Genomic DNA, 22547 nt, shown 5'->3' with positions numbered 1-22547 from the left:
GGGCGTGAAGTGTGAGATGATATGAACCTACGACGCCTCACGGATGTGTTGGCTGTCATACCGGTTACCCTGATGCCGACGAGTGAGTTTCGGTGGATTGCTCCTTTCCACCGAACCACGCGACGTAAAGTGTTGGCAAGAAAATCAGCGTGAGAACGGTTGCGACCAGCAATCCGCCCATAATCGCATAGGCCATCGGTCCCCAGAACACCGTCGGCGCAATCGGGATCATGCCGAGAACTGTCGAGATCGCCGTCAGCATGATGGGGCGAAAGCGGGCGCTGCTGGCATCTATGGCTGCGTCCCAGACAGTTTTACCCTGCGCCCGCTCCGCTTCGATCTGTCCGATCAGGATCACGGCATTTTTCGTGATCATTCCGATCAGGGCAAGGATCCCGAGGATCGCCACAAAGCCCAATGGCTTGCCGGAAAAGAGAAGTGCCGCCACGACGCCAATCAAGCCCAGCGGCGCGACGCTCAGAACCAGAAACAGTCGCTGAAAGCTGTGCAACTGCGCCATGAGAACAGTCAGCATCAACAGCAACATCACTGGCACGACGGCAATGACTGAGGCCTGGGATTTCTTGCTCTCTTCGACCGTGCCGCCCACCACAACGTGATATGAGCGCGGAAGATTTTTTATCAGCGCGTCGACCGCGGGTGTCAACGCGTTGATGACCGTCTCCGGCAAGGCTTTCGGCGCCACGTCGGCTTGGACTGTGAGCGTAGGTACGCGATCACGGCGCCAAACCAAGGGATATTCCTGCTGATATTCGAACGCCGCGAACTGGCTCAGCGGAACTGTTTGTCCGTTCGGGAGGGGCACCTGCAGGGTCCGCATGTTCGCGAGCGAAACACGTTGTTCATCGGTTGCTCGCGTCACCACGTCGATCAGATAGATATCGTCGCGCACCTGAGTAACAGGCGTCCCCGATATGACGGTGTTGAGGACCGACGCGATGGCCTGCGTGCTCAGGCCCAAGAGCCTCGCCTCGTCTTGATCGATGCGGATGCGAACCTGGCGCGCCGGCTCCATCCAGTCAAAATTGATCTTTTCGGCCTCCGGGTTGGTTGCAACAATCTGAGCGAGCTTCAGGGCAATGTCTCGAACCTGAGCAATGTCTGGGCCGCTGACGCGGTATTGCAACGGCCAGCCCACGGGAGGGCCAAGTTCGAGTGGGGAGACGCGCGTGACCGCGTTTGGAAACTCATTCGCCAGGAATTTCTCCAGCTTGGTGCGAAGGCGCTCACGCGCTGGAACGTCCTTTGCAACGATCACTGCTTGGGTGAAGAAGTCGTTCGGCAGTTGGACGTTCAGCGGCAAGTAGAAGCGGATGGCGCCGCGCCCGACGTAGGTGCTCCAGCGCGCGACATCTGTGTCACCCTTGAGGGCTGCATCGAAGCGCTTTGCTGCAGCCTCGCTGGCATAGATTGACGCGCTCTGGGGTAGGCTAAGATCGACGAGAAGTTCCGGACGATCGGACGATGGGAAGAATTGTCGCGGAATGAGGGGAAGCGCGAGAAAGGACGCAGCAAAGAAGGCCAGTGCGAGAATGATCGTCAGCCATTTCGCTTTCATGGCCGTGGTGAGAAATCCCCGATACCATTGCGAGATTTTCCCGGGGCCGGCGTCTTGGGCTGTGTTGGGCGGCTTCAGGATCACGACACCCAGCAGCGGTGCGAAAACGACCGCGACGAACCAGGACACGATCAGCGCGATGCTGACGACAGCAAAGAGAGAAAACGTGTATTCGCCCGCAGAGCTTGCCGCGAAACCGACTGGGACGAATCCTGCGATGGTGACGAGCGTTCCGGCGAGCATGGCAAACGCGTAAGTGCGGAACGCGAATGTCGCAGCTTCGACCTTGCTGTCGCCTTGGGCTAACCGATTTAACGTTGCGTCTGTGGTGGTCATGGCATCGTCGACGAGCAACGCGAGGGCGATGATCAGAGCGCCGAGCGAGATGCGCTGCATGTCGATGCCCGCCATTTTCATGATGGGGAACACGATGGCGAGGGTCAAAGGAATGGAGAGCGCGATGATCAGGCCTGGGCGAATGCCAAGACTGATGAAACTCGTGACAAGAATGATCGCAATCGCCTGCAACAGGGATGTCATGAATTCGGAAATTGCGCCATCGACGGTTACGGCCTGATCAGCCACCAATATCGGTTCGATACCAATTGGCAGGTCGGCGGTGATCTGCGCCATTGCGTTCTTAATGTTCTTGCCGAGAGCAAGAATGTCACCGCCATCGCGCATAGCGATGGCCAAGCCGATTGCTGGTTCACCATCGACGCGAAACATTGGCTGTGGCGGGTCGGCGTAGGCGCGGCGAACCTGCGCGATGTCGCTGAGACGAAGGGTGCGTCCGCCGACGACGAAATTGACGTTCGCGACGTCCTGCTCGGATCGAAACGCCCCCGATACGCGCAGTGAAAGGCTTTCATAACCCGTTTGAATCGTGCCGGACGGGCGTACGATATTTTGCGCCTGGAGCGCCGCGATCAGTGCGGAGCGGTCAATACCCAAACCGGCGAGCTCTTTCATCGAGAATTCAACAAAAATTCTCTCATCTTGAGCGCCTAGTAATTCGATTTTCGATACATCTTTGACAAGAAGCAGCTTCGAGCGAACTTCTTCAACATAATCGCGAAGGTCACGATGGGTGAAGCCGTCGCTCGTGAAGCCGTAAATGATTCCGAATGTATCGCCGAAATCATCGTTGAAGCCGGGTCCGACGATGCCCGCGGGAAGCGTGTGGCGAATATCGCCGACGTTCTTGCGAACCTGGTACCAGGTATCAGCAACCTGTTTCGCGCTCGCGCTGCCCTCAAGGTTGACAAAGATCGTGGTAACGCCGGCACTCGTATAACTGCGCAGAAAGTCGAGATGAGGCGTTTCCTGAAGCTTGCGTTCGATCCGCTCGGTGACCTGCTTGAGCGTATCTTCGACAGTCGCGCCGGGCCATGCGGCCTGGACGATCATTGTCTTGATGATGAAAGACGGATCCTCGCTGCGCCCGAGGCGAAAATAGGATAACACGCCCGCGATCACAGCGATGATCATGAGATACGCGACAAGTGAGCGGTGCCTCAGTGCCCATCCTGATAGATTAAAGCGAGTCATGGCGTCGATCCGAGCACGCGAATCTTCTGACCGGGGTGCAAGGCTTGTACACCTGCGGTGACAACGATTTCGCCGGTGTCGAGCCCCTGGGAGACGGCCACCTGGGCCTGATCGAAACGCAGGACGTCAACATTCCGCATCGAGACGGTATTGTTCGCCGGGTCGACAATCCAAACCGCCGGTTGCTGATTTATTTTCGTCAGTGCCGTTGCCGGGATTTCGATGATCGGGACAGCCACCGTCTCCATGCGCCCGGTCACTGTTGCCCCGAGGCGCATTGCTGGCGGTGGATCGGTCAATCCAACCTTCACCTCGAAAGCTCTCGTTGCAGGATTAGCCTGAGGAGCGACTTCTCGGATGCGCCCGCGCGCAGTCACCGCTGGGTCGTCCGCAAGACTTACGGTGATTTGAGGATCGCTCGGCGCTGTTCGGATGATTTGCGACGGAATGTCGAAGATTGCATCACGCCCGTCCTTTCGCGCGATGCGGACAATGCTTTGTCCCGCCTGGACCACCTCACCCGCCGAGGGGCCGGTGGCCGTCAAAACGCCGGGCGCGTCCGCCTTGAGTTCAGTGAAGCTGACTAGATCATGCGCAACCTTGAGTTGGGCTTCGGCAGCGTCAACTTGCGATTGGGCGGTTTGTTGTGCCTGTTTCGCCTGATCGAAATTTGCACGGGTTGTCCAGCCTTGCGCCAAAAGTGTTTCCTGGCGCTCAAAATGATTGCGCGCCTGGGTCAATTGGCCCTGCGCTGCAGCGAGACCTGCCTGGGCTTGCCGCAGCGTGTTTAACTCGTTCTGGGATTCGAGGCGCGCTAACACCTGTCCCGGTTCTACGCGATCTCCGAGCTTTCTGTTGGTTTCGAGCAAACGCCCCGAAATACGGAACGCAAGCGCCACTTCGTCTTCCGCTTCGACGCGACCGGTGAATATCAGCGGCGTTCCGGCTTCGCGTTTTTCAACTGTTATAGCTCTTACGGGCCGTGCTTGCGGGGCAGCAGAAGTTTCCGCCTCACGCTGACATGCGGCAAGCACGGCTGGGATTATGAAAGCGATGAATAGCAACCGCGTCGCACGACATATCTGACTCATACGATCGACGTATGCAGACATGACAAAGCCCTTCCGGCTGCGTCGCTTTATCTATCGCGCTCTTATTCCCATTTTGTTTTTGCGGCTCTTGTTGCGTGACGCTATGGCAATCACGCCCGTTTCGTAATTGTCTAAAATCTTCGAAAACCACGATAGCCTTCGCCAATCAGTTTATCGGATTTTGCGGATTAAAGATAGCAATTGCGGTTGAGCAGTACCCAAAGGTATTACGTCAACGAGCGCATGTAATGAAGCCGCCAAGAGGCGCTCATTGCTCGCTGGCGAGATAGCGCAAACCTACCCAGTTCGTTGAACGACAGTATTTGCAGGTTGCGCCGCACGCATTCTTCGAATGAGAAATTTCTCGCCCTCGACCACCAGGAAGAAGATGAGGCCACCTAACAAGAGCCGTGGCCATACTGCGAGCGGAATGGCTTCAGTTTCGAACAAGGCCTGAAGAGGCGGCGCATAGGTGAACAACAACTGCAGCACCACAACCGCGCCGATACCCAGCGCCAAGTATTTGTTGTCCATGTGCGCCTTTAGAGACAGGGATGAGTCAATTTTGTACCGGCTGTTGAGCAGATAGAAGACCTGACCGATGACCAGCGCATTCACGGCAACAGCCCGGGCAAGTGCATCGGATGCTCCGTTCGACTTCATCCAGAAGAATGCCCACAGGGTGAGTATGAGCAACGCCAAGCCGACGAAGGCGACGCGCCACACACCGAACGAATCCAGGATTGGAAGATCGACGGCGCGTGGCGGTTGTTGCATGACATCAAGTTCGTGTGGTTCGAACGAGATCACAAGCCCGAGTGCGACGGACGTCACCATATTCACCCACAGGATTTGAGGTGCGGTAATCGGCGCAGTAAAGCCGACAAAAATGGCCGCCATGATCACAAGTGCCTGGGCGACGTTCGTCGGCAACATGAACAGGATCGCCTTTTCAATGTTGTTATAGACCGTCCGTCCCTCTTTAACCGCCGCCGTGATTGAGGCGAAGTTGTCATCGGCGAGCACCATCTCAGCGGCTTCCTTGGTCACCTCGGTGCCCTTGATTCCCATGGCAACGCCAATGTCGGCTTTCTTCAAGGCTGGCGCGTCGTTCACCCCGTCGCCGGTCATCGCGACGACTTGCCGATTTGCTTGAATCGCTTTCACGAGGCGAAGCTTGTGTTCCGGGCTGGCCCTCGCAAAGACGTCGACGTCTCGGACGCGGTCCTGCAACGTCGCAGTATCCATGTCCTCGATTTCGGCGCCCGTGATGGCGGTTTTCCCGTCGCCGATGCCCAGCATTTCTGCAATGGCGGCAGCGGTAATCTTGTGGTCGCCAGTGATCATGGTGACGCGGATGCCGCCGCGGTGGCAGTCTTTAACGGCTTCAATGGCTTCCTGTCGCGGCGGATCCAACAATCCAATGAGTCCGATCAGCACCAGATTTCCCGGTAAATCCGCTGGTTTGAGCGTACCTGCTTTGAGTGTTGGTTGCTCCAGCCATGCCAAAGCCAGCACGCGTTCGCCCTGCGCGGCGAGGAGATCTGATGCTGTCAGCCAATAGTCGCGTTCGATCGCCGCAGACTGGTCATCTTGAATATGCTGCCGATCGCAATGATCCATGATGACTTCCGGCGCGCCTTTGACGAGGAGCATCGTCCTGCCGGTGGCGTCTTGGTGCACAGTGGCCATGAACTTATGTTCTGATTCAAACGGAATGATATCGATTCTTGGAAACGCGGATTGTTCGGCCTGCCGTTCGAGTCCGATCTTGGTGGCGAATGGATAGAGTGCGCCTTCCGTGGGATCTCCTTCAACCTTCCAGACGCCATCTTCCTGCAGCAGTTCTGCATCGTTGCAAAGCATCGAAACCCTGCCCATGAGCTTCAAGGTCGAATCTGGGCCGGCGGGCTTGCCGTCCTTCAGTATTTCGCCCGCCGCTGCATAGCCTTGTCCTGTCACCGTGTAAGTTGTTCCGGCAGTCACTGCCGAGACGACCATCATCTCCATCAGAGTCAGCGTGCCGGTCTTGTCTGAGCAAATTCGGGATACTGAACCGAGCGTCTCGACGGCCGGCAACTGACGAATGATAGCGTTACGCTGGGCCATCCGCTGCACGCCGATTGCCAGGGTGACCGTGATGAGAGCCGGCAGCCCTTCCGGAATGGCGGACACGGCAATGCTCACCACGGATTGAAAGATGTCAATGAAGGGCATCTGCCTTACAAAACGGCCAAAGAGAAAAACGATCACGCTGACGACGCCGATCACCGCGGTGATGGCATATCCGAATTTCTTGATTTGGCGCAGCAGGGGTGTTTCGAGAGCACTCACGGCCGTCATCATCTGATTGATGCGGCCCAGTTCTGTGTTGGCGCCTGTTTCAACAACGACACCGGTGCCGCGCCCTGAAGCCACCATTGTTCCGGAAAAGGCCATGCCCTCTCTGTCGCCCACGGTCGCCCGCTCAGTCACAGCGTCCGTGGTTTTGTCGATGGGCACGGATTCCCCGGTGAGAGCCGCTTCCTCGGTCCGCAAATTCCTGACATCTACGAGACGGAGATCGGCGGGGATCTTGTCACCGGATTCGAGCAGTACGACATCGCCTGGGACGAGGTCCTCACTTGGGACAAAGCGAGTTTCTCCAGCGCGCAGGGTTCTTGCCTCCGCGGACAGCATGCTTCGGATTGAATCCAGCGCCTCCTCAGCTTTTCCTTCCTGGATAAATCCGAGAAGCCCATTGAGAATGACGACGCCCAGAATGATGGAGGCATCGAGCCAAAGGCCCATCATCAGTTTAACGAAACCCGCGGCGAGCAGAACGTAAACCAGGACATTATTGAACTGCATAAGGAATCGCATGAACGGTCCGCGTTTGCGGCCTTCAGGCAATTTGTTCTGGCCATATGTCTCAAGACGGCGCTGAACATCGGATGAGGCGAGGCCGGATTGCAGATTAGTGTCCAGCCGCCGCAGCACATCGTCTGCTGCAACCGCATGCCATGGTGTTGAGCCGTGTTCGGACACGTTGCTCGCTATCGTGGTCATCGGCGTACTCCGTGGTTTTGATTTGCACCAGAGTTCGACCAATCGACGTGCAGCGGAGCGAAGAGTTCACCAAACCGCAATCCGCCGGGGATGGAGTTTAGATCGTCTTGGAAACGCGAGTAAAGGAGGTGCCTCAACGTTCGATGAGCACCTCATCCAAGGGGCTCTGGGCTTGGCCGCCATGATGCCGAGCTTTCTGAGTTGCAACGCAACAAGACGGTCTCATCGCGATCACCAAGTTATTGATAGTCCGCATCCTTTCAACTGGCGATAAAAGACACTGTCGCGCGAAGGACGACCGGCTATCATGCTGTTTGGCTAATTGCTGCACCAAGGCTGCGAACCTTAATCCAATCCGGAGGGTACAGTATGGTCGTCGCATCCGATAAGCCAATGGCGCGCAAGGACTATGAGAATGCGCTCCGCGGCCTGCAGGTTGAGCTGTGTGCTCTTCAGGATTGGGTGAAGGAAAAAGGTCTCCGCGTGGTCGTGGTCTTTGAAGGGCGCGACGCGGCCGGCAAAGGAGGCACGATCAAGGCCCTGACCGAACGCGTAAGTCCGCGCGTCTTCCGCGTTGTGGCTTTGCCTGCTCCCTCGGATCGCGAGAGATCGCAAGTTTATATGCAGCGTTTCTTTCGGCACTTTCCCGCAGCCGGCGAGATCGTGATTTTCGATCGCAGCTGGTACAATCGCGCGGGTGTCGAGTACGTCATGGGTTTTTGTTCAAAGCATCAGCACCAGCGCTTTCTTGAGGTTTGTCCGGAATTCGAACGATATGCTGTGGATGACGGCATTTTTCTGATCAAATTCTGGATGGAGGTGAGTGACGCGGAGCAGAAACGTCGCTTCGAGGCACGCATCACCGATCCGCTTCGTCAGTGGAAGCTGAGCCCAACGGACCTTTGCTCCCGGCGCAAGTGGTTCGAATACTCACGCGCGCGCGATATCATGTTCGAGGCGACGGACACCGATTTCGCTCCATGGTTTATTGTGCGCTCCGATGACAAGCGTCGCGCACGCCTCAACTGTATCAGTCATCTGCTCGGCTTGATTCCCTATAAAAAGACACAGAGGAAGCTTGTGAAGCTTCCCAAGCGCGATGTTAAGGGCGCGTATGATGATCAGGCAACGCTCGAGGGGCGGCACTTCGTGGAGGAAAAGTTCTAGATACGTGTATCGAATGTGACGTCAGAAGACGGCGGACAGTTTAGCCTACGGCACGGCATGCCTGGTCAGCGCTGGTGTCGCAGAGGAGCATGCTTTGCTTCATATTCATGTCGTCGCTCTCCGCAATCTTAACTGATGTGGTGGTTCAGCCCAGGAGCTGGCATGTCGACAACGATCGCAGTTATTGGTGGCGTAGGCTTGTTCTTGCTTGGCATGTCGGTCATGACCGGCGGCCTTAAGGCCATGGCCGGAGCATCGCTGCGAACCGTGTTAAGCAAGGCGGCGGCGACGCCCCTGTCGGGCGTGTTCTGGGGAGCGATCGTAACCCTCCTTGTGCAGTCGTCGAGTGCGACGACGATGACGACAATCGGCTTGGTGAGCGCCGGCCTGCTCACGTTTCCTCAGGGGCTCGGTCTCGTCTTCGGCGCGAACATCGGAACGACGGGGACCGGCTGGCTGGTTGCGCTCATCGGTGTTCGTGTTTCGCTCACGTCCTTTGCACTACCTCTGATTTTTATCGGTGCGCTGGTTAAGCTCCTGGGTCGCGGTCGTATCTCTGCAGCGGGTGCATCCCTTGCGGGCTTCGCTCTTGTGCTTTTTGGGCTCACAACTTTGCAGCAGGGCATGGGAGGACTAGCCGAACAACTGCATCCGGCGGACTTGCCCGCTGTTACCGCTGCAGCGGGAGCCGGCTGGTGGTCTGGCTTTTTGGGAGTGCTGATTCTGGTGATTGTCGGGCTGGTGATGACCACGCTCATGCAGTCCTCGACCGCAGCAATCGCTGTGACGTTGTCCGCTTTTTATGCCGGGGCCGTCGGGCTCGATCAGGCGTGTGCTCTCATCATTGGTCAAAACATCGGGACGGCAACCAGTTCTGCTTTGGCGGCGATTGGTGCGAGCAGCACCGCCAAACGACTGGCGCTTGCCTACATCCTGTTCAAGTTGATCGCCGCTGTGATCGCCCTGGTGCTCTTTCCAGTTGTCACGCCTCTGATGGTTCGCGCCTCAAACACGATCGATGGCGTTAGCCTGTTGGCCGCCTATCACACGGCGTATAACGTTGTCGGCGTGTTGGTGTTGCTGCCGATCGTCGACAAATTCACGAAATTCGTTGAACGTCTCCTGCCGGAGCGAGGTTCTCTGCTCACCCGATGTCTTGATCCCGCAGCCCTTGCAATTCCGATTGCGGCTATTGAGGCCGCGCGACGAACGGTTGCACGCGCCCTTGAAGCGATCTGCGGTTCTATCAATGCTCAACTGGAGTCCAACAATCCTGGAGGAGCCGTTCGCCCTGGCAATGCCTCAATGGCAGAGGCGGCCGACGCCCTTCGCCAGACGCAAGAGTTTATCGCGGACGTGAGTGGCCCGCCGGAAACAGAGGAAGATCACCGCCGATTAACCAGTACCCTACACGCGCTCGACCACGCCTCTCGGCTTGCGGAAGCAGCAAGTAAAGACACTGACGTTGGTTCGGGAAAAGACAGTCCCGACAATACGCGTGTCACGCAATTGTGCGCGGACGCAATGCGCAATGCGGCCTTGGTCGCTGCTAAAGTTTCTCAAACCGGCGTTCATGAGGGGGCTGATGCTGTGGCCCCCGCAGAGGGTGCGACGTTGGCTGACGGGGCTCTTGTTCAGCTTGAGAATTCTGCGAAAGCTCTGAAAGATGCGCAGCCCGCTTATCGCACGGCGACCTTGGGTGCGGTTGGAAGCGGAGGCTTGACTGCCGACGAGGCGATTGTCCGTGTCGACGCGGCGCGACGCCTCGAAATGTTTGCGCATCATGCCTGGCGTTGCGCGGCTCATTTGATTGGTGACGGTAAACAGAACTGACGTGCGATATCCAGGCTCTCGATTTGGTACTTCTCTTGCTGAAGATTACTTTGCTCCCGCCTGCAGAGATAACGACATTTACTGCTGCTTTATGCTGATACTCACATGTTCTCCTGAGTGGCGAGCCGATGCTTTCAGGTCTGTGAGCGCGGAGAATCAAAACCGGTTCAATTCTTATCGATTGACTGAATTGGCTGTGATGAGAACGTCCACAATTCGGCTTTGCGCAACACTTGCGTCGGAGCGAGCTTTATCGCTCGATATGAAGGTCCGTAGAGCCAGAACGTCATAGCGCTGAAATCGTTGCCGGCGTACATTTTGATGCGCTGTAATTGGGGAGTGCATGATGTCTGCTCCTTCCGATACTTCTGTTCGTCAGGCTCGCGATACGATTCTGGTTGATCTGGCGCTGCAAGGCGGCGGATCTCATGGCGCCTTTACCTGGGGCGTGCTTGATCGATTGCTTGAGGAGCCGTGGCTGCGGATCGACGGAATTTCCGGCACGTCAGCGGGGGCGATGAATGCGGTTGTCCTGGCAGATGGATACGCCGCGGGCGGGCCGGAAGGCGCGAGGGCGGCGCTTGAGGTGTTCTGGCAGCGCGTATCGGATGCGGCGCGGTTCAGCCCTATCCGGCGAAGTCCGTTGGACATGCTCCTGGGCCGCTGGACGTTGGATACGTCGCCTTTCTTTGTCGCCTTCGACCTGGCCGCGCGCCTATTCTCTCCTTATGACATCAACCCGCGAGGCGTTAATCCGCTGAGGGAAATTCTGGAAGAGTGCGTCGATTTCAAGCGAGTGGCAGAGTCGCCCATCCGCTTGTTTGTCACGGCAACCAATGTTCGCACCGGCCGCGGGCGTGTGTTTCGGAACGCCGAGCTCACGCCCGATGTGTTGCTGGCCTCCGCCTGTCTGCCGACGTTGTTTCAGGCGATAGAGATTGATGGCGAGCCTTATTGGGATGGCGGCTATTCCGGCAATCCCACCATTACGCCGCTGGTGCGGGAGTGTGAATCGAGGGATACGCTGCTGGTCGCGGTCAACCCTGTCGAACGCCAGGGGACGCCGCGGTCAGCACGTGAGATTCTCGATCGATTGAATGAGGTGTCGTTCAACGCCACGTTGCTGAAGGAGCTGCGCATGATCGCGCTGCTTCGGCAGGTCGCTGACGCAGGCACCGGTGAGGGGGCGCGCTGGGCAGGGATGCGGATGCACCTGATTGCGAGCGCGGCTCTCGCCAAACTTGGAGCATCTTCAAAATTCAATGCGGAATGGGATTTTCTAACCATGCTGCATGGTGAAGGCCGCAGTAGCGCCGAATCCTTCCTGGAAGCTAACGGTGAGCGCGTGGGAAAAACGTCTACGCTCAATTTAGATGTTCTTCTGGAGCAGGTCTGAATCATGGGCCTTCTAGGAATTCTCTTCGCACTCGGGATACTGATCTTTCTGGCTTATCGCGGCTGGAGTGTTCTGCTGCTCGCGCCCGCGGCCGCACTGGTTGCAGCCGCCATTTCGCGAGAGCCGCTGCTCGCTCATTGGACACAGACATTCATGAGCAGCGCGACACAGTTTCTCGCGCAATTTTTCCCGCTGTTCCTGTTGGGCGCCTTGTTCGGCAAGCTCATGGACGACAGTGGCTCGGTTGAGGCCATCGCGAACTTCATGACGGAACGATTGGGGCCGCGTCGCGCTATACTGGCAGTCGTGCTGGCGGGTGCACTGGTGACATATGGCGGCGTCAGCTTGTTCGTCGCCTTTTTTGTGCTGGCGCCGATGGCGCAGGCACTGTTTCGGACCGCAAACATCCCGCGGCGGCTGATGCCGGCGGCTATCGCGCTCGGCACATCGACGTTCACGATGACGGCATTCCCGGGCACGCCCGCGATTCAGAATGCGATTCCGATGCCGTTCTTCGGCACGACGCCGTTTGCAGCGCCGGGATTGGGCATTATCGCCTCAATCATCATGCTGGTCTTTGGTTTGTGGTGGCTTGCGCGTGCCGAACGGGCGGCGCAACGTGCGGGTGAGGGCTTTGGCGTCGAAGCCGATATCATTCCCGATGCCATCGCCGCTGATGAGATCATCCGGGAGCGAGCGACGACCGCGCGCGAGTTCGATCCGGCGGAACTTCGCCATGGTCATCACAGTGATGCCGCGGTGCCAATCGGCACCGCTGTGCTGCCACTCATCGTTGTCGTCAGCGTCAATCTTCTGATGTCGCTTCTCATTTTGCCGCGGCTCGATTTTTCCTTTCTGGCGGAGGAGCGCTGGGGAGGTACGTCGCTGTCCGCGGTCGCGGGCGTTTGGTCCGTGGTGGTGGCGCTCGCGGCTGCGATCCTGACGCTCGTTCTGATCAACCGTCGGCGGCTGCCGGCACTGCGTCAAAGCATGGACGCGGGTGCCAACGCCTCCGTCTTGCCGGCATTCAGCGTCGCCAGCCTTGTGGGCTTTGGCGCTGTCGTTGCGGCGCTGCCGGCGTTCTCGCTTGTGCGTGACTGGGTCCTCTCGATCGAAGGCGGCCCGCTGGTCTCGCTAGCGGTCGCGACCAATGTGCTCGCCGCTCTGACCGGTTCGGCCTCCGGTGGCATGACGATCGCGCTCGATGCGCTCGGCAGCACCTATATGCGCATCGCAGCGGAGCAAGGTATCGATCCCTCGCTTATGCACCGGGTCGCCACGATCGGCTCCGGGACCCTCGATAGCCTGCCGCACAACGGCGCGGTGGTAACGCTGCTCGCTGTTTGCGGTTGCACACATCGCGAAAGCTATCTGGACATCGTCATGGTCGGAATTGTCAGCGCGCTGATCGCGCTCGCTGCTGTTATTGTCCTAGGATCCGCATTCGGGTCGTTTTGACGGTGGAAAGCTATCGATGCATGTCCGAAAGGACTTTTCACATTGGCTGCTTTTCTGCGTAAAATCTGCAGGGCGGCCTAAACGGCTCGCCTGGAATGGCCGCGCTAAATCGGCACGAAGAGGATTGTTACAAGCTGGCGAGAGATCCCGTTGCAATTAAAGCAAAATAGGAGATCGACGTTATGACCACGACAACCTTGCAGCCCTCGCAATCAAGTATCTGGTGGGTCTTTCTACTCCAGGGCATCGCCGGAATTCTCCTGGGCTTGATGCTCCTCACTGCGCCCGGCACCACGCTCGTCGCGCTGGTCACGTTTCTTGGTTTCTACTGGATCGTCAGCGGCGTTCTTTCGCTCGTTCAAATGTTTGTCGATCGCTCTGTGCCGTGGATATGGTCGTTGCTGATCGGACTTGTGAGCGTTGCGGCAGGTATTTTGATTGTGAGGCATCCATTGGTCGCCGCATTGACGGTGCCAACGGCCATTGTCATCGTTTTCGGCATCGAGGGGTTGATTATCGGCGTGTTGGAACTCATTGGCGGGTTCTCGGGTGGTGGCATTGGTTCATTCATCCGGGGCGTTATCAACCTGCTCATTGGATTGCTGCTATTGAGCGCTCCCATGGCCGCTGCATTGGCGGTGCCGTTTGTGTTCGCCGTGCTGCTCCTTATCCAGGGTGTTTCACTCATCGCGCTGGCGTTTCGTGCCCGGCGCTGACTTCGCTGACCGAAGGAAGATGCTTCTGCAATGAACTGGCGCCGCTCGCGCGTGTGGGAGCGGTCGCCTTTTATCATTGTCTCAAGAAAACTTGACCAGGAAGTTTGCGGTATTCGATCAACGTGCCGAGGTGCTTTGTTGCGCCCGTTGAAAAAAAACTGAGCTAACGAAACCGCATGGATTACGCTGAGGCGTTCGATCCACGTCTGTGCTCTTGCGAGCGCCCTCAACCGCGACCTGAGCACGTTACGTTTGTAACGAAACTCTTCGCTGATGAAATCTAGCCGTTACACGACGTCTTCATCGTTCGCTTAGCGTAGAGGTGGACAAACGGAATCCGTCAGTAGGTCTACTCATGCTCATAAGCCGTCACGAGTTGCTGCAATCCCTTATTCCGACGGTCGAAAATTATAGTACTGGGAATTGAGAAGTGACTCTTTTATCGCGGCTACTTGTGCTGGTGTTTGTCGCGCTACTGCCGGCGATTGCGATCCAAGCTTACAATGAATTCGATCTCCGCCGTTCGCGCCAGATCGAAGTGCAGAACCACGCGGTTAATCTGGCCGACCTGGCCGCGGCTGAGCAACGGCAGACCATCCAGGGAATTCGTCAAGTCCTGATCGTGCTATCACAACTCCCATCGATCAAGGCGAGGGATGCGCTGGCATGTAATGCCTACCTGGGAGCAGTAAAGCAACGCTTTCCTGCGTTTCTCACTCTCGTTGTTACGGATCTGAATGGCCAGACCTTCTGCGATCCCTACAATAGCCATAAGCCGGTCAATGTCTCCAAGCGGGCCTATTTCGCCAGTGCTCTTAAGACTGGAGATTTCGCAGTGGGAGAATTTTCGTACGGTCTGTCATCCGGTCGAAGAGCGATACAGTTCGCAGAGCCGTTCTACGGCGACGACAAACAAATAGGTGGGGTTATCATTGCGACTCTGAGCCTCGACTGGCTCGCCGATTACATCGCAAAAAAAGGCGCCCCAGCCGGAGCCGCGCTCGCCATTATGGACCGCAATGGCGCCTATCTTGCGCGCTATCCTGACAATAGTCTGTTTGTCGGGCGAAAGACCGCTGAGAAAAACCTCGACGTCGGTCATCGACGCGCTGCTGACATTGTCGATCTTGATGGCGTGCAGCGGATTGTTGGCTATTCATCCCTCGGAGACGACTACGGCGGGCTTCTGATCAGTTTTGGTATCGACAAGGTCCAAGCGTTTGCTGAGATCCAACGCCGCACTGAGCGCGGCATTTTCTTGATTTGCTTGAGTACCGTGTTGGCGCTGGTGTTGATATCACTGGGCGCAAGACGGTTCATTCATCAACCGCTTGGGAAATTGGTGGACGCAGCGAACCAATGGCGGATCGGTGAGTTCTCCCGCCGCGTGGAAATCCGAGGGAAATCCGAGATCGCGGGGGTTGCGGAGGCCTTCAACACGATGGCGGATGCGTTAGAGCATCGTGAACAAGAGTTATCGGAGGCGAAAGAGAGAGCGGAGGAGGCCGCCGCCCGCATCACGATGATCTTTGAAAGTACCACTGACAGTGTGGTCATTGTCGATCCAAGTGGGCGCATCACCTATCTCAATGGGCCAGCTTGGAAGCTGATCGAAAATCGTAATCTCCTTGGGATGACGTTGCTGGAGGTTCTGCCAGATGTTGGTGACAGCGAGGTTATGAGTCAGTTGCGACTCGCCATTTCAGATCAACGTCCCGTTTCTGTCGAAACGTTCTGTGCTCGTCGAAATGTTTGGTATGCGATCAACGCATTCCCCTCGAGTGAAGGCATCGCAATTTTTCTCCGCGATATAACCGAACACAAGAATGCAGTCGAGGCACGTCGCGCCATTGAGGTGCAGTTTCATCATAGCCAGAGAATGGAAGCCGTCGGCCAACTCACCGGTGGCGTGGCGCACGATTTCAACAACCTGCTTACGGTGGTTTCTGCAAATCTCGAACTCGTCGAAGGCGCCATAGATGTTTGCAAGACCCGGCAATACGCGACCACTGCGCGGCGGGCTATTGACCGCGGAACGAAGCTGACGTCACAGCTCCTCGCTTTTTCGCGGCAGCAAGTCCTCAATCCAAAGGTGGTCAACGCAAACCAGCTGATTTCGGCGTTTCAAGGACTCATTGATCAAGCTGTCGGAGCTAGATGCGAGGTCGCGGTGCAGACCGATGACAAGTTGTGGCTGTGCCGTGTTGACCCAGCGTTGTTGGAGACAGCGCTCCTCAACCTGGCTTTGAATGCGCGCGACGCGATGCCGGATGGTGGTATGCTCATGATTAAGACGCGGAACGTCGTTGTGGATGCGAGATCGGCTGTCGCCGGACGTGTGCCGGGATCGTATGTCCAGATCTCCGTCGTGGATACCGGCTGCGGGATGACTGCAGAAGTGAGGGATCGGGTATTTGAACCGTTCTTCACGACCAAGGAGGTCGGAAAGGGTACGGGGCTCGGTCTAAGCATGGTTTATGGGTTTGTTCGGCAGTCCGGCGGACACATTGATATTGTCAGTGCCGTCGGTGCAGGCACGACCATCGATTTGTATCTCCCTCAGGCGACGCAAATGCCAGATGCGGAAGCAAGCCATATCCAACCCACGGCGATACCGGCTGGATCAGAGCGTATCCTGTTGGTTGACGACAACGAGGATCTCCTGGACGTCACATCGACGATGCTCACGGGCTTGGGCTATCAAATTACCATTGCCCGCAATGGTGCGGAGGCGCTTCAGATACTCAATAGTGGTCAGGAATTCGAACTCTTGTTGAGCGATATCGTCATGCCCAACGGGATGAATGGTGTGGAGCTTGCGCGCGAGGCCAGACGCTTGAGGGAAAATATCAAGATCTTGCTCACTTCGGGTTACGCGGAGGACGTGTTGGAGCGACACAACGCGGTGGGAGAATTCTCGATTATTGACAAGCCCTTCCGCTTGGCCGACCTGGCTCGGCGTCTTCATTCAATTTTGCGGGACACATAGTCTCTACACGAACCGGCGCTGCTCCGGGTTGCCCTCGTCGTCATCAAAAATCGTCCCGGCCTGCACCAATTTCAGAGAGCCGAAGGCCAGTTCAATCGCTTAAAAGTTGAACGCCGCGACGTGAAATTCGCGAAAACTAATTTTGCAAGCTGCTTTTTTAAGAGGAGAGGTGTGCGCGGTGAGCGAATTGTTCACTCGATAATCTCGGCATAGGGTTCTAAATCCGGCCCGCGTTGCACATGGTCATGCGCAATTGAAAGGGAACGAAAGCGGTCGCAACAAGAGCCGCTCATCGGATCGCAGGGGAAACGCGATAATTTGAAATGAGGGAGTGCAAGAAAATGGGTCGACTCAAACTCGCGACGTATCTTTTGGTCGCTTTCTCCGGCTGGTCCGCGCCGTTGCATGCACAGCAGCAAGTCGTTGGGGCGGCTCCCGAAGCCAAGAACATGAAGCTTGTGGGGATGAACGATCTGCAGGCGCGCAGCGGCTATCAGCCCACCATTCATCATCAGGGTGATCGCTGGATCGCCTATATCGGACACCACGGCGGTACGGACGAGATTCCTGATCCGGTCAATCCTCAAACCGGCAAGCCGGAGCCAAATGGCACATCCATTGTTGATGTGACGGATCCCGCTCATCCGAAATATCTGCGCCATATTCCCGGACAAGAGGGAAAGTACGAGAGCGGCGGCGCGCAAATGGTGCGCGTGTGTGACGGAAAGGCGCTGCCGAAGGGTGATCCCTCAGCAGTCTACATGCTGCGCACTTTCGGTAGTGAGGCGCATGAGATCTGGAATGTTGCCGATCCAGCCAATCCGGTTCTGGTGACGCGAATTGACGGATTGAAGGACACGCACAAGAGCTGGTGGGAATGTGACACCGGCATCGCCTTTCTGGTGTCCGGCGCGCCGGACTGGCGAACGAAGCGAATGACGCAGGTCTACGATCTCAGCGACCCTGCCCATCCAATCAAGATCCGTGATTTTGGTCTGCCAGGTCAGGAGCCCGGTGCGACCGGTGCCGTTCCGACAGAGGTCCATGGCCCGATCTCACTCGGACCGAAGGCCAATCGCATCTATTTCGGCTACGGCACAAACAAGGGGGGCTTCCTGCAGATCGTCGATCGCGACAAGCTGATTAACGGGCCGAAGGAGCCGACACCGGAGAATCTGCGGTATCCTGAAATCTCACGCATGCCGATGTCGGCCTTCAACGGAGCGCATACGACCTTTCCGATGAAGGACATGCCGATCGCGGAATTTGCCAAGGATAAGGACGGTAAGACCCGCGACATCGTGATGATTGTCGATGAAGCCATTCTCAACGAATGCGGCGAGCCGCGCCAGATGGTGTGGTTCGCCGATGTCACTGTCGAGAGCCGGCCGATGATGATCTCGAGCTACACGGTGCCGGAGGCCAGTGGATCGTTCTGTGAGCGAGGAGGACGGTTCGGGTCGCATTCGTCAAACGAAAGCATGGCCCCGGTCTTCTACAAGAAGATGGCCTTCATAGCCTTCTTCAATGCAGGCGTGCGCGCACTCGATATCCGTGATCCATATCACCCAAGGGAGGTCGGATATTTCATCCCATCGATTACGCCGGCGACTGACAAGCGCTGTGTGATCGTCGATGGCAAGGAACGCTGCCGCGTGGCGATCCAGACCAACAATGTGGAGACCGACGAACGCGGTTACATCTATAGCGTCGACCGCGCCAACACGGGTTTGCACATTCTCGAACTGACTGGCGAAGCGCGCGACGTCGCAGGGCTTAAGCAGGACTGAAGCGGGGGTGCCTATGGCGCGCAAGGCGACGCTGATCGGGGCGGGTATGCTGGCGATCATCGCGTCTTCCGCCATGGCTATCGCAGCCTATATCGGAGCTCCCGCGCGCGGTAACGCATGGCAGAACATCGCCTGGCCATTTCCAAGAGATGGCTGGCCGCCGGGCCACGCTTACCGCTGCCCGGCGGCATCCTGCGGCAGCGAAATGGAGCTATATGTTCGCCCCAAGATCGGGTTTTGCAATTGCGATACCGGGGTTGCCGATGATGATGAGGTCGATCGGGTGGCCGATCTTGATTTGATCAGCCCGCGTTTCAGGCCGTTACAGCAAGGTGAAGTGGTGCATGTCGCCGGGATGGCAGGCCGAATCAGACGTTATCGTCTCGATATGAACGATGGGTCGACGCGGCAGGCCGTTGGCATAGCGGTGTCGCACCGGTGTGATCTGATGGTTGCCGCGGCACAAGGCAGAGCCAGCGCAGCGGATCTTCAGCAAAAGGCGCTCGACTTGCTTTCTTCAGGCGGTGAAGTCGGTTGGATCACGTCGACGATGCAATGAAAGTCGAGATTGTACTGATGGCGAGTTCACCATTCCGCTCGCTGTGAACGCCTACGCCCGTCTGTACCTCATGAGATGCGATTCTTTGATCGATGCTCGATTTTTTGTGCCTGCCCTCCGGCGGCTCCGGACGACATCATTTTCGACTTGGGCATGGCAAGAGAGTTCACGCCGTCCAGGAAATTGTTGACGATCATGTCCGCGATATCGTCAGTCTGAAGACTGACTGCGGTGCCGTGAATATGCTTGCGGATCAGGTAATAGATAACTGTCGAATGCAGGTGCCAGGCGAGTTCCAGCTCCATCGGTGAAAGTTCGTGTTTTTTCTTGGCATCTGTCTCGCTGCGCAGTTCTAGCGCAATTTTGCCGAGCAAGCGTGTGACGTGTCCCTGGATATATCTTTTTGTAAGATCGCTTCCCTCCAGACTGGAATGCATGGCCACCCGAATCCAATTCCGGTCATCGACAGCCACCAGATAAGATCTGAAAAATTCCTGCAGCCGTTCACGGAGCGGGCGACTGCGATCGGCAAGCGTTTCTTCCCACGCTGGATTCCATCGCGACAGAAAGGTCTTCTCGTAAACGCGTTCGATCAAGTTCTCCTTCGAACCGAAGTAGCGATAAATCAGTGACTGCGAAACGCCGATGCGATCTGCGAGCGCGCGGGTCTGAGCCCGAAAACCTTCTTCAGCAAAAAAGTCGATAGCTGCGTCCAGAATCATGCGTTCCCTCGTTTGAGGGGAAAGACGCATGCGACGCTGCGTCACGGCACTCACGTCCTCGCTCATTCTGGCTTTAGGGGAGCGCGCGTTTGGCTTCGTGGTCATCCAAATTCTCTAGGGTTCGTCCGGGCTTTGCTGCAGTTGCGAGTGCATCTTTTAAATATGGGGAGCCGCTGCGCCAAGCGCAGAGCCGAATAAAGTCATCCAACGGTCGCTTGACAACTCCTCATCTTAATGAGCAAATGATTACTAACAAGGGTCCAATTAGCCCATAGAAACATAAATAGGGAGGCATTCATGGCCGCGTTAAAACGCAAGGTAATAATAACTTGCGCAGTTACGGGGGCGATTCACACCCCCTCCATGTCGCCTCATCTGCCCATCACTGCAGATCAGATCATTGCCGACGCGCTGGGGGCTGCCGAAGCCGGCGCTGCCATTCTTCACCTTCACGCGCGTGACCAGGAAAACGGGAGGCCCGATCAAACTCCCGAGGGCTTCGGCCGCTTTCTCTCCCGCATCAAGCAGCAGACGAAGGCTGCGATTAACATCACAACAGGCGGCAGCCCGTTCATGCGCGTCGAAGAGCGCGTCAAGCCTGCCGAACATTTCAAGCCTGAAGTTGCCTCGCTGAATATGGGATCAATCAACTTCGGCTTGTTTCATTTATTGGATCGATACAAGGAGTTCAAATACGATTGGGAGCCGCAGTTTCTGGAATCAACGCGCGATCTGGTCTTCAGGAATTCCTTCAAGGACATCGAGTACATTCTGAAGACTTGTTACAACAACAACACGCGATTTGAGTTCGAGTGCTACGACATCGCGCATCTCTATAATCTAAAGCATTTTCTCGATCGCGGTCTCGTTAAGCCGCCACTCTTCGTACAGTCGGTCTTCGGAATTCTCGGCGGCATTGGCACTCACCAGGAAGACGTGATGCACATGAAGCGCACAGCCGACAGATTGTTCGGTGATCAATATGAATGGTCGGTCCTCGGCGCAGGGGCTTCCCAAATGCGTATAGCCGCAATGGCAGCGTCAATGGGTGGCAACGTGCGCGTCGGGTTGGAGGATTCGCTTTGGGCGGGTCCAGGTAAACTTGCAACGTCGAACGCCGATCAGGTCCGGTTGGTTCGCTCGATTATCGAAGGAATGGGCCTTGAAATCGCCACCGCCGATGAAGCGCGTGAGATTCTTTCGCTGAAGGGGGCTGATCAAGTGAATTTCTAAGCAGCTGCAGGAAGCGGGATGCCTGGATAACTCTGCATCCCGCTGTGCGACTGTGCGTGCGTCGATCGTCGTCTAGCTAAAAAAAGCACAAGGGCAAAAAGCCCGGCAGCAAGGGCACAAGCCCATCTTAGGGAGAGAGACTATGACGAAACTTACGCGTCGCGAAACGTTGTCGCTTGCCGGTGGTGCACTGGCGGTGATGGCGTCTTCCGCAAGAGCTCAGGCGGCTCCGATCAAAATTGGTTTCGGTATGGCGTTGACGGGTGGGCTCGCTGGAGGAGGCAAGGCCGCGCTGCTGTCCTATCAAATCTGGGCAGAAGAAGTTAACGCCCGCGGTGGTCTGTTGGGCCGCAAGGTTGAACTGGTCCACTATGATGACCAATCCAATCCCGCGACGGTACCGGGGATCTATTCGAAGCTGATCGACATCGATAAGGTCGATATCGTGATCTCCGGTTACGCAACGGTGCCGACGGCGGCTGCAATGCCCGTCGTGATGCAGAAGAAAAAGGTATTTCTTTCGATGTTCGCTTTGGCGGCGAACGATGAATTTCGTTACGACCAATATTTCCAGATGCAGCCGAATGGACCTCAGGCGAAGTTCGAGTTTTCTCGGGCTTATTTCGAACTTGCATCGAAGCTCTCTCCCAAACCCCAGACAGTGGCTCTGGTTGGCGCGGATGCCGAATTCGGTGTTCTCTGTATTGAAGGAGCACGCGAAAACGCGAAGAAGGCCGGAATCAAGATCGTCTACGACAGGAATTACCCGCCTAACACCCAGGATTTCGGTTCGATTGTTCGCGCGATCAAGGCGACCAACCCGGATCTGCTGTTCATCGGTTCTTACCCGCCGGACTCGGCCGGCATGATCCGCGCAATCCACGAGGTTGGTTTGAACGCTCGAATGGTTGGCGGAGGCATGATTGGGCTTCAGTTCGCTGCCTTGAAGCAACAGCTCGGCCCGATGTTGAACAACATAGTCTCCTACGACCTTTATGCGCCAGAACCGACGATGAATTTTCCTGGCGTGGCGCCCTTCCTTGCCAAGTATCGCGAGCGTGCGGTTCAAGCTGGTGTCGATCCGCTTGGCATTTACATCCCGCCGTTTGCCTATGCGGAAATGCAGATTCTCGAGTCGTCGATCAACGCGGTCAAATCGCTCGAGGACAAGAAGCTCGCCGACTATATGCGCGCGACGAAATTCTCCACAATCGTTGGCGACATCAAGTTCGGTGATCGCGGGGAGTGGGCTGAACCTCGCGTGCTGCTGATCCAGTATCGCGGCATCGTCGGCAATGACGTCGAGCAGTTCAAGCAGGCCGGCAAGCAGGTCATTTTGGATCCGGTTGCGTTCAAGTCGGGCGATCTTGTGACCCCGTTTGAACCCATCAAACGCTGACGGAGGTGAGCGCGAC

14 protein-coding genes are annotated in these 22547 nt (G+C 56.8%); 10 read left to right on the top strand and 4 right to left on the bottom strand.

Annotation, left to right across the window (positions count from 1 at the left end; genetic code table 11):
* Window positions 1-64: 64 nt before the first annotated feature.
* The 3 genes from ACZ5C3_RS26635 to ACZ5C3_RS26625 all read right to left on the bottom strand — a co-directional run bounded on the left by ACZ5C3_RS26635 (window position 65) and on the right by ACZ5C3_RS26625 (window position 7269).
* Window positions 65-3130 (bottom strand): efflux RND transporter permease subunit, encoded by a 3066-nt coding sequence (locus ACZ5C3_RS26635; RefSeq protein ID WP_464034104.1) that lies wholly within the window; start codon window positions 3128-3130, stop codon window positions 65-67.
* Window positions 3127-4221: an efflux RND transporter periplasmic adaptor subunit gene (locus ACZ5C3_RS26630; RefSeq protein WP_464038439.1), complete on the bottom strand. Its 1095-nt coding sequence runs from the start codon at window positions 4219-4221 to the stop codon at window positions 3127-3129. Before ACZ5C3_RS26630 ends, ACZ5C3_RS26635 begins: the two co-directional genes overlap by 4 nt.
* Window positions 4222-4518: 297 nt before the next feature.
* Complete coding sequence (locus ACZ5C3_RS26625; RefSeq protein ID WP_464034103.1) at window positions 4519-7269, bottom strand: HAD-IC family P-type ATPase; 2751 nt, start codon at window positions 7267-7269, stop codon at window positions 4519-4521.
* A 369-nt stretch (window positions 7270-7638) separates the two neighbouring features.
* Here ACZ5C3_RS26625 and ppk2 point away from each other — a divergent pair, with 369 nt between their 5' ends.
* The 8 genes from ppk2 to ACZ5C3_RS26585 all read left to right on the top strand — a co-directional run bounded on the left by ppk2 (window position 7639) and on the right by ACZ5C3_RS26585 (window position 19177).
* Window positions 7639-8436: a polyphosphate kinase 2 gene (gene ppk2, locus ACZ5C3_RS26620; protein ID WP_464034102.1), complete on the top strand. Its 798-nt coding sequence runs from the start codon at window positions 7639-7641 to the stop codon at window positions 8434-8436.
* Between the two features lie 162 nt (window positions 8437-8598).
* The gene (locus tag ACZ5C3_RS26615) at window positions 8599-10269 is read left to right on the top strand and encodes a Na/Pi cotransporter family protein (RefSeq protein ID WP_464034101.1); all 1671 of its coding nucleotides are present in this window, start codon (window positions 8599-8601) and stop codon (window positions 10267-10269) included.
* A 343-nt stretch (window positions 10270-10612) separates the two neighbouring features.
* Window positions 10613-11665, top strand: a complete 1053-nt coding sequence (locus tag ACZ5C3_RS26610) for a patatin-like phospholipase family protein (RefSeq protein WP_464044372.1) — start codon at window positions 10613-10615, stop codon at window positions 11663-11665.
* Window positions 11666-11668: 3 nt separating this feature from the next.
* On the top strand, window positions 11669-13123 hold the full coding sequence (locus ACZ5C3_RS26605; RefSeq protein WP_464034099.1) for a GntP family permease: 1455 nt from the start codon (window positions 11669-11671) through the stop codon (window positions 13121-13123).
* Window positions 13124-13305: 182 nt separating this feature from the next.
* The gene (locus tag ACZ5C3_RS26600) at window positions 13306-13839 is read left to right on the top strand and encodes an HdeD family acid-resistance protein (RefSeq protein WP_464034098.1); all 534 of its coding nucleotides are present in this window, start codon (window positions 13306-13308) and stop codon (window positions 13837-13839) included.
* A gap of 430 nt (window positions 13840-14269) precedes the next feature.
* Window positions 14270-16828: an ATP-binding protein gene (locus ACZ5C3_RS26595; protein ID WP_464034097.1), complete on the top strand. Its 2559-nt coding sequence runs from the start codon at window positions 14270-14272 to the stop codon at window positions 16826-16828.
* 341 nt (window positions 16829-17169) lie between these two features.
* Window positions 17170-18618 (top strand): LVIVD repeat-containing protein, encoded by a 1449-nt coding sequence (locus ACZ5C3_RS26590; RefSeq protein ID WP_464034096.1) that lies wholly within the window; start codon window positions 17170-17172, stop codon window positions 18616-18618.
* Between the two features lie 13 nt (window positions 18619-18631).
* Window positions 18632-19177 (top strand): hypothetical protein, encoded by a 546-nt coding sequence (locus ACZ5C3_RS26585; RefSeq protein ID WP_464034095.1) that lies wholly within the window; start codon window positions 18632-18634, stop codon window positions 19175-19177.
* Window positions 19178-19245: 68 nt separating this feature from the next.
* Here ACZ5C3_RS26585 and ACZ5C3_RS26580 read toward each other — a convergent pair whose 3' ends face one another.
* On the bottom strand, window positions 19246-19899 hold the full coding sequence (locus ACZ5C3_RS26580; RefSeq protein WP_464034094.1) for a TetR/AcrR family transcriptional regulator: 654 nt from the start codon (window positions 19897-19899) through the stop codon (window positions 19246-19248).
* Between the two features lie 297 nt (window positions 19900-20196).
* Here ACZ5C3_RS26580 and kce point away from each other — a divergent pair, with 297 nt between their 5' ends.
* Both kce and ACZ5C3_RS26570 read left to right on the top strand, forming a co-directional pair.
* Entirely contained in the window at window positions 20197-21132 is a 936-nt protein-coding gene (gene kce, locus ACZ5C3_RS26575) for a 3,5-dioxohexanoate:acetyl-CoA acetone transferase (protein ID WP_464034093.1), read from the top strand.
* A 142-nt stretch (window positions 21133-21274) separates the two neighbouring features.
* Window positions 21275-22531: an amino acid ABC transporter substrate-binding protein gene (locus tag ACZ5C3_RS26570; protein ID WP_464034092.1), complete on the top strand. Its 1257-nt coding sequence runs from the start codon at window positions 21275-21277 to the stop codon at window positions 22529-22531.
* Window positions 22532-22547: the final 16 nt, after the last annotated feature.

The sequence above is a fragment of the Afipia dichlorophenoxyacetatis genome, from assembly GCF_055386385.1.
Note: the sequence above shows the minus strand (reverse complement) of the source record. Positions and strands in the feature narration are given on the sequence as shown.

What these genes read in the sequence shown, in the direction of transcription:
- ACZ5C3_RS26600 (WP_464034098.1), top strand. Translation starts at nt 13,306, where the DNA reads ATGACCACGACAACCTTGCAGCCCTCGCAATCAAGTATCTGGTGGGTC.
- kce (WP_464034093.1), top strand. Translation starts at nt 20,197, where the DNA reads ATGGCCGCGTTAAAACGCAAGGTAATAATAACTTGCGCAGTTACGGGG.
- ACZ5C3_RS26580 (WP_464034094.1), bottom strand. Translation starts at nt 19,899, where the DNA reads ATGATTCTGGACGCAGCTATCGACTTTTTTGCTGAAGAAGGTTTTCGG.
- ACZ5C3_RS26610 (WP_464044372.1), top strand. Translation starts at nt 10,613, where the DNA reads ATGATGTCTGCTCCTTCCGATACTTCTGTTCGTCAGGCTCGCGATACG.
- ACZ5C3_RS26625 (WP_464034103.1), bottom strand. Translation starts at nt 7,269, where the DNA reads ATGACCACGATAGCGAGCAACGTGTCCGAACACGGCTCAACACCATGG.
- ppk2 (WP_464034102.1), top strand. Translation starts at nt 7,639, where the DNA reads ATGGTCGTCGCATCCGATAAGCCAATGGCGCGCAAGGACTATGAGAAT.
- ACZ5C3_RS26615 (WP_464034101.1), top strand. Translation starts at nt 8,599, where the DNA reads ATGTCGACAACGATCGCAGTTATTGGTGGCGTAGGCTTGTTCTTGCTT.
- ACZ5C3_RS26585 (WP_464034095.1), top strand. Translation starts at nt 18,632, where the DNA reads ATGGCGCGCAAGGCGACGCTGATCGGGGCGGGTATGCTGGCGATCATC.
- ACZ5C3_RS26630 (WP_464038439.1), bottom strand. Translation starts at nt 4,221, where the DNA reads ATGAGTCAGATATGTCGTGCGACGCGGTTGCTATTCATCGCTTTCATA.
- ACZ5C3_RS26635 (WP_464034104.1), bottom strand. Translation starts at nt 3,130, where the DNA reads ATGACTCGCTTTAATCTATCAGGATGGGCACTGAGGCACCGCTCACTT.
- ACZ5C3_RS26605 (WP_464034099.1), top strand. Translation starts at nt 11,669, where the DNA reads ATGGGCCTTCTAGGAATTCTCTTCGCACTCGGGATACTGATCTTTCTG.
- ACZ5C3_RS26590 (WP_464034096.1), top strand. Translation starts at nt 17,170, where the DNA reads ATGGGTCGACTCAAACTCGCGACGTATCTTTTGGTCGCTTTCTCCGGC.
- ACZ5C3_RS26570 (WP_464034092.1), top strand. Translation starts at nt 21,275, where the DNA reads ATGACGAAACTTACGCGTCGCGAAACGTTGTCGCTTGCCGGTGGTGCA.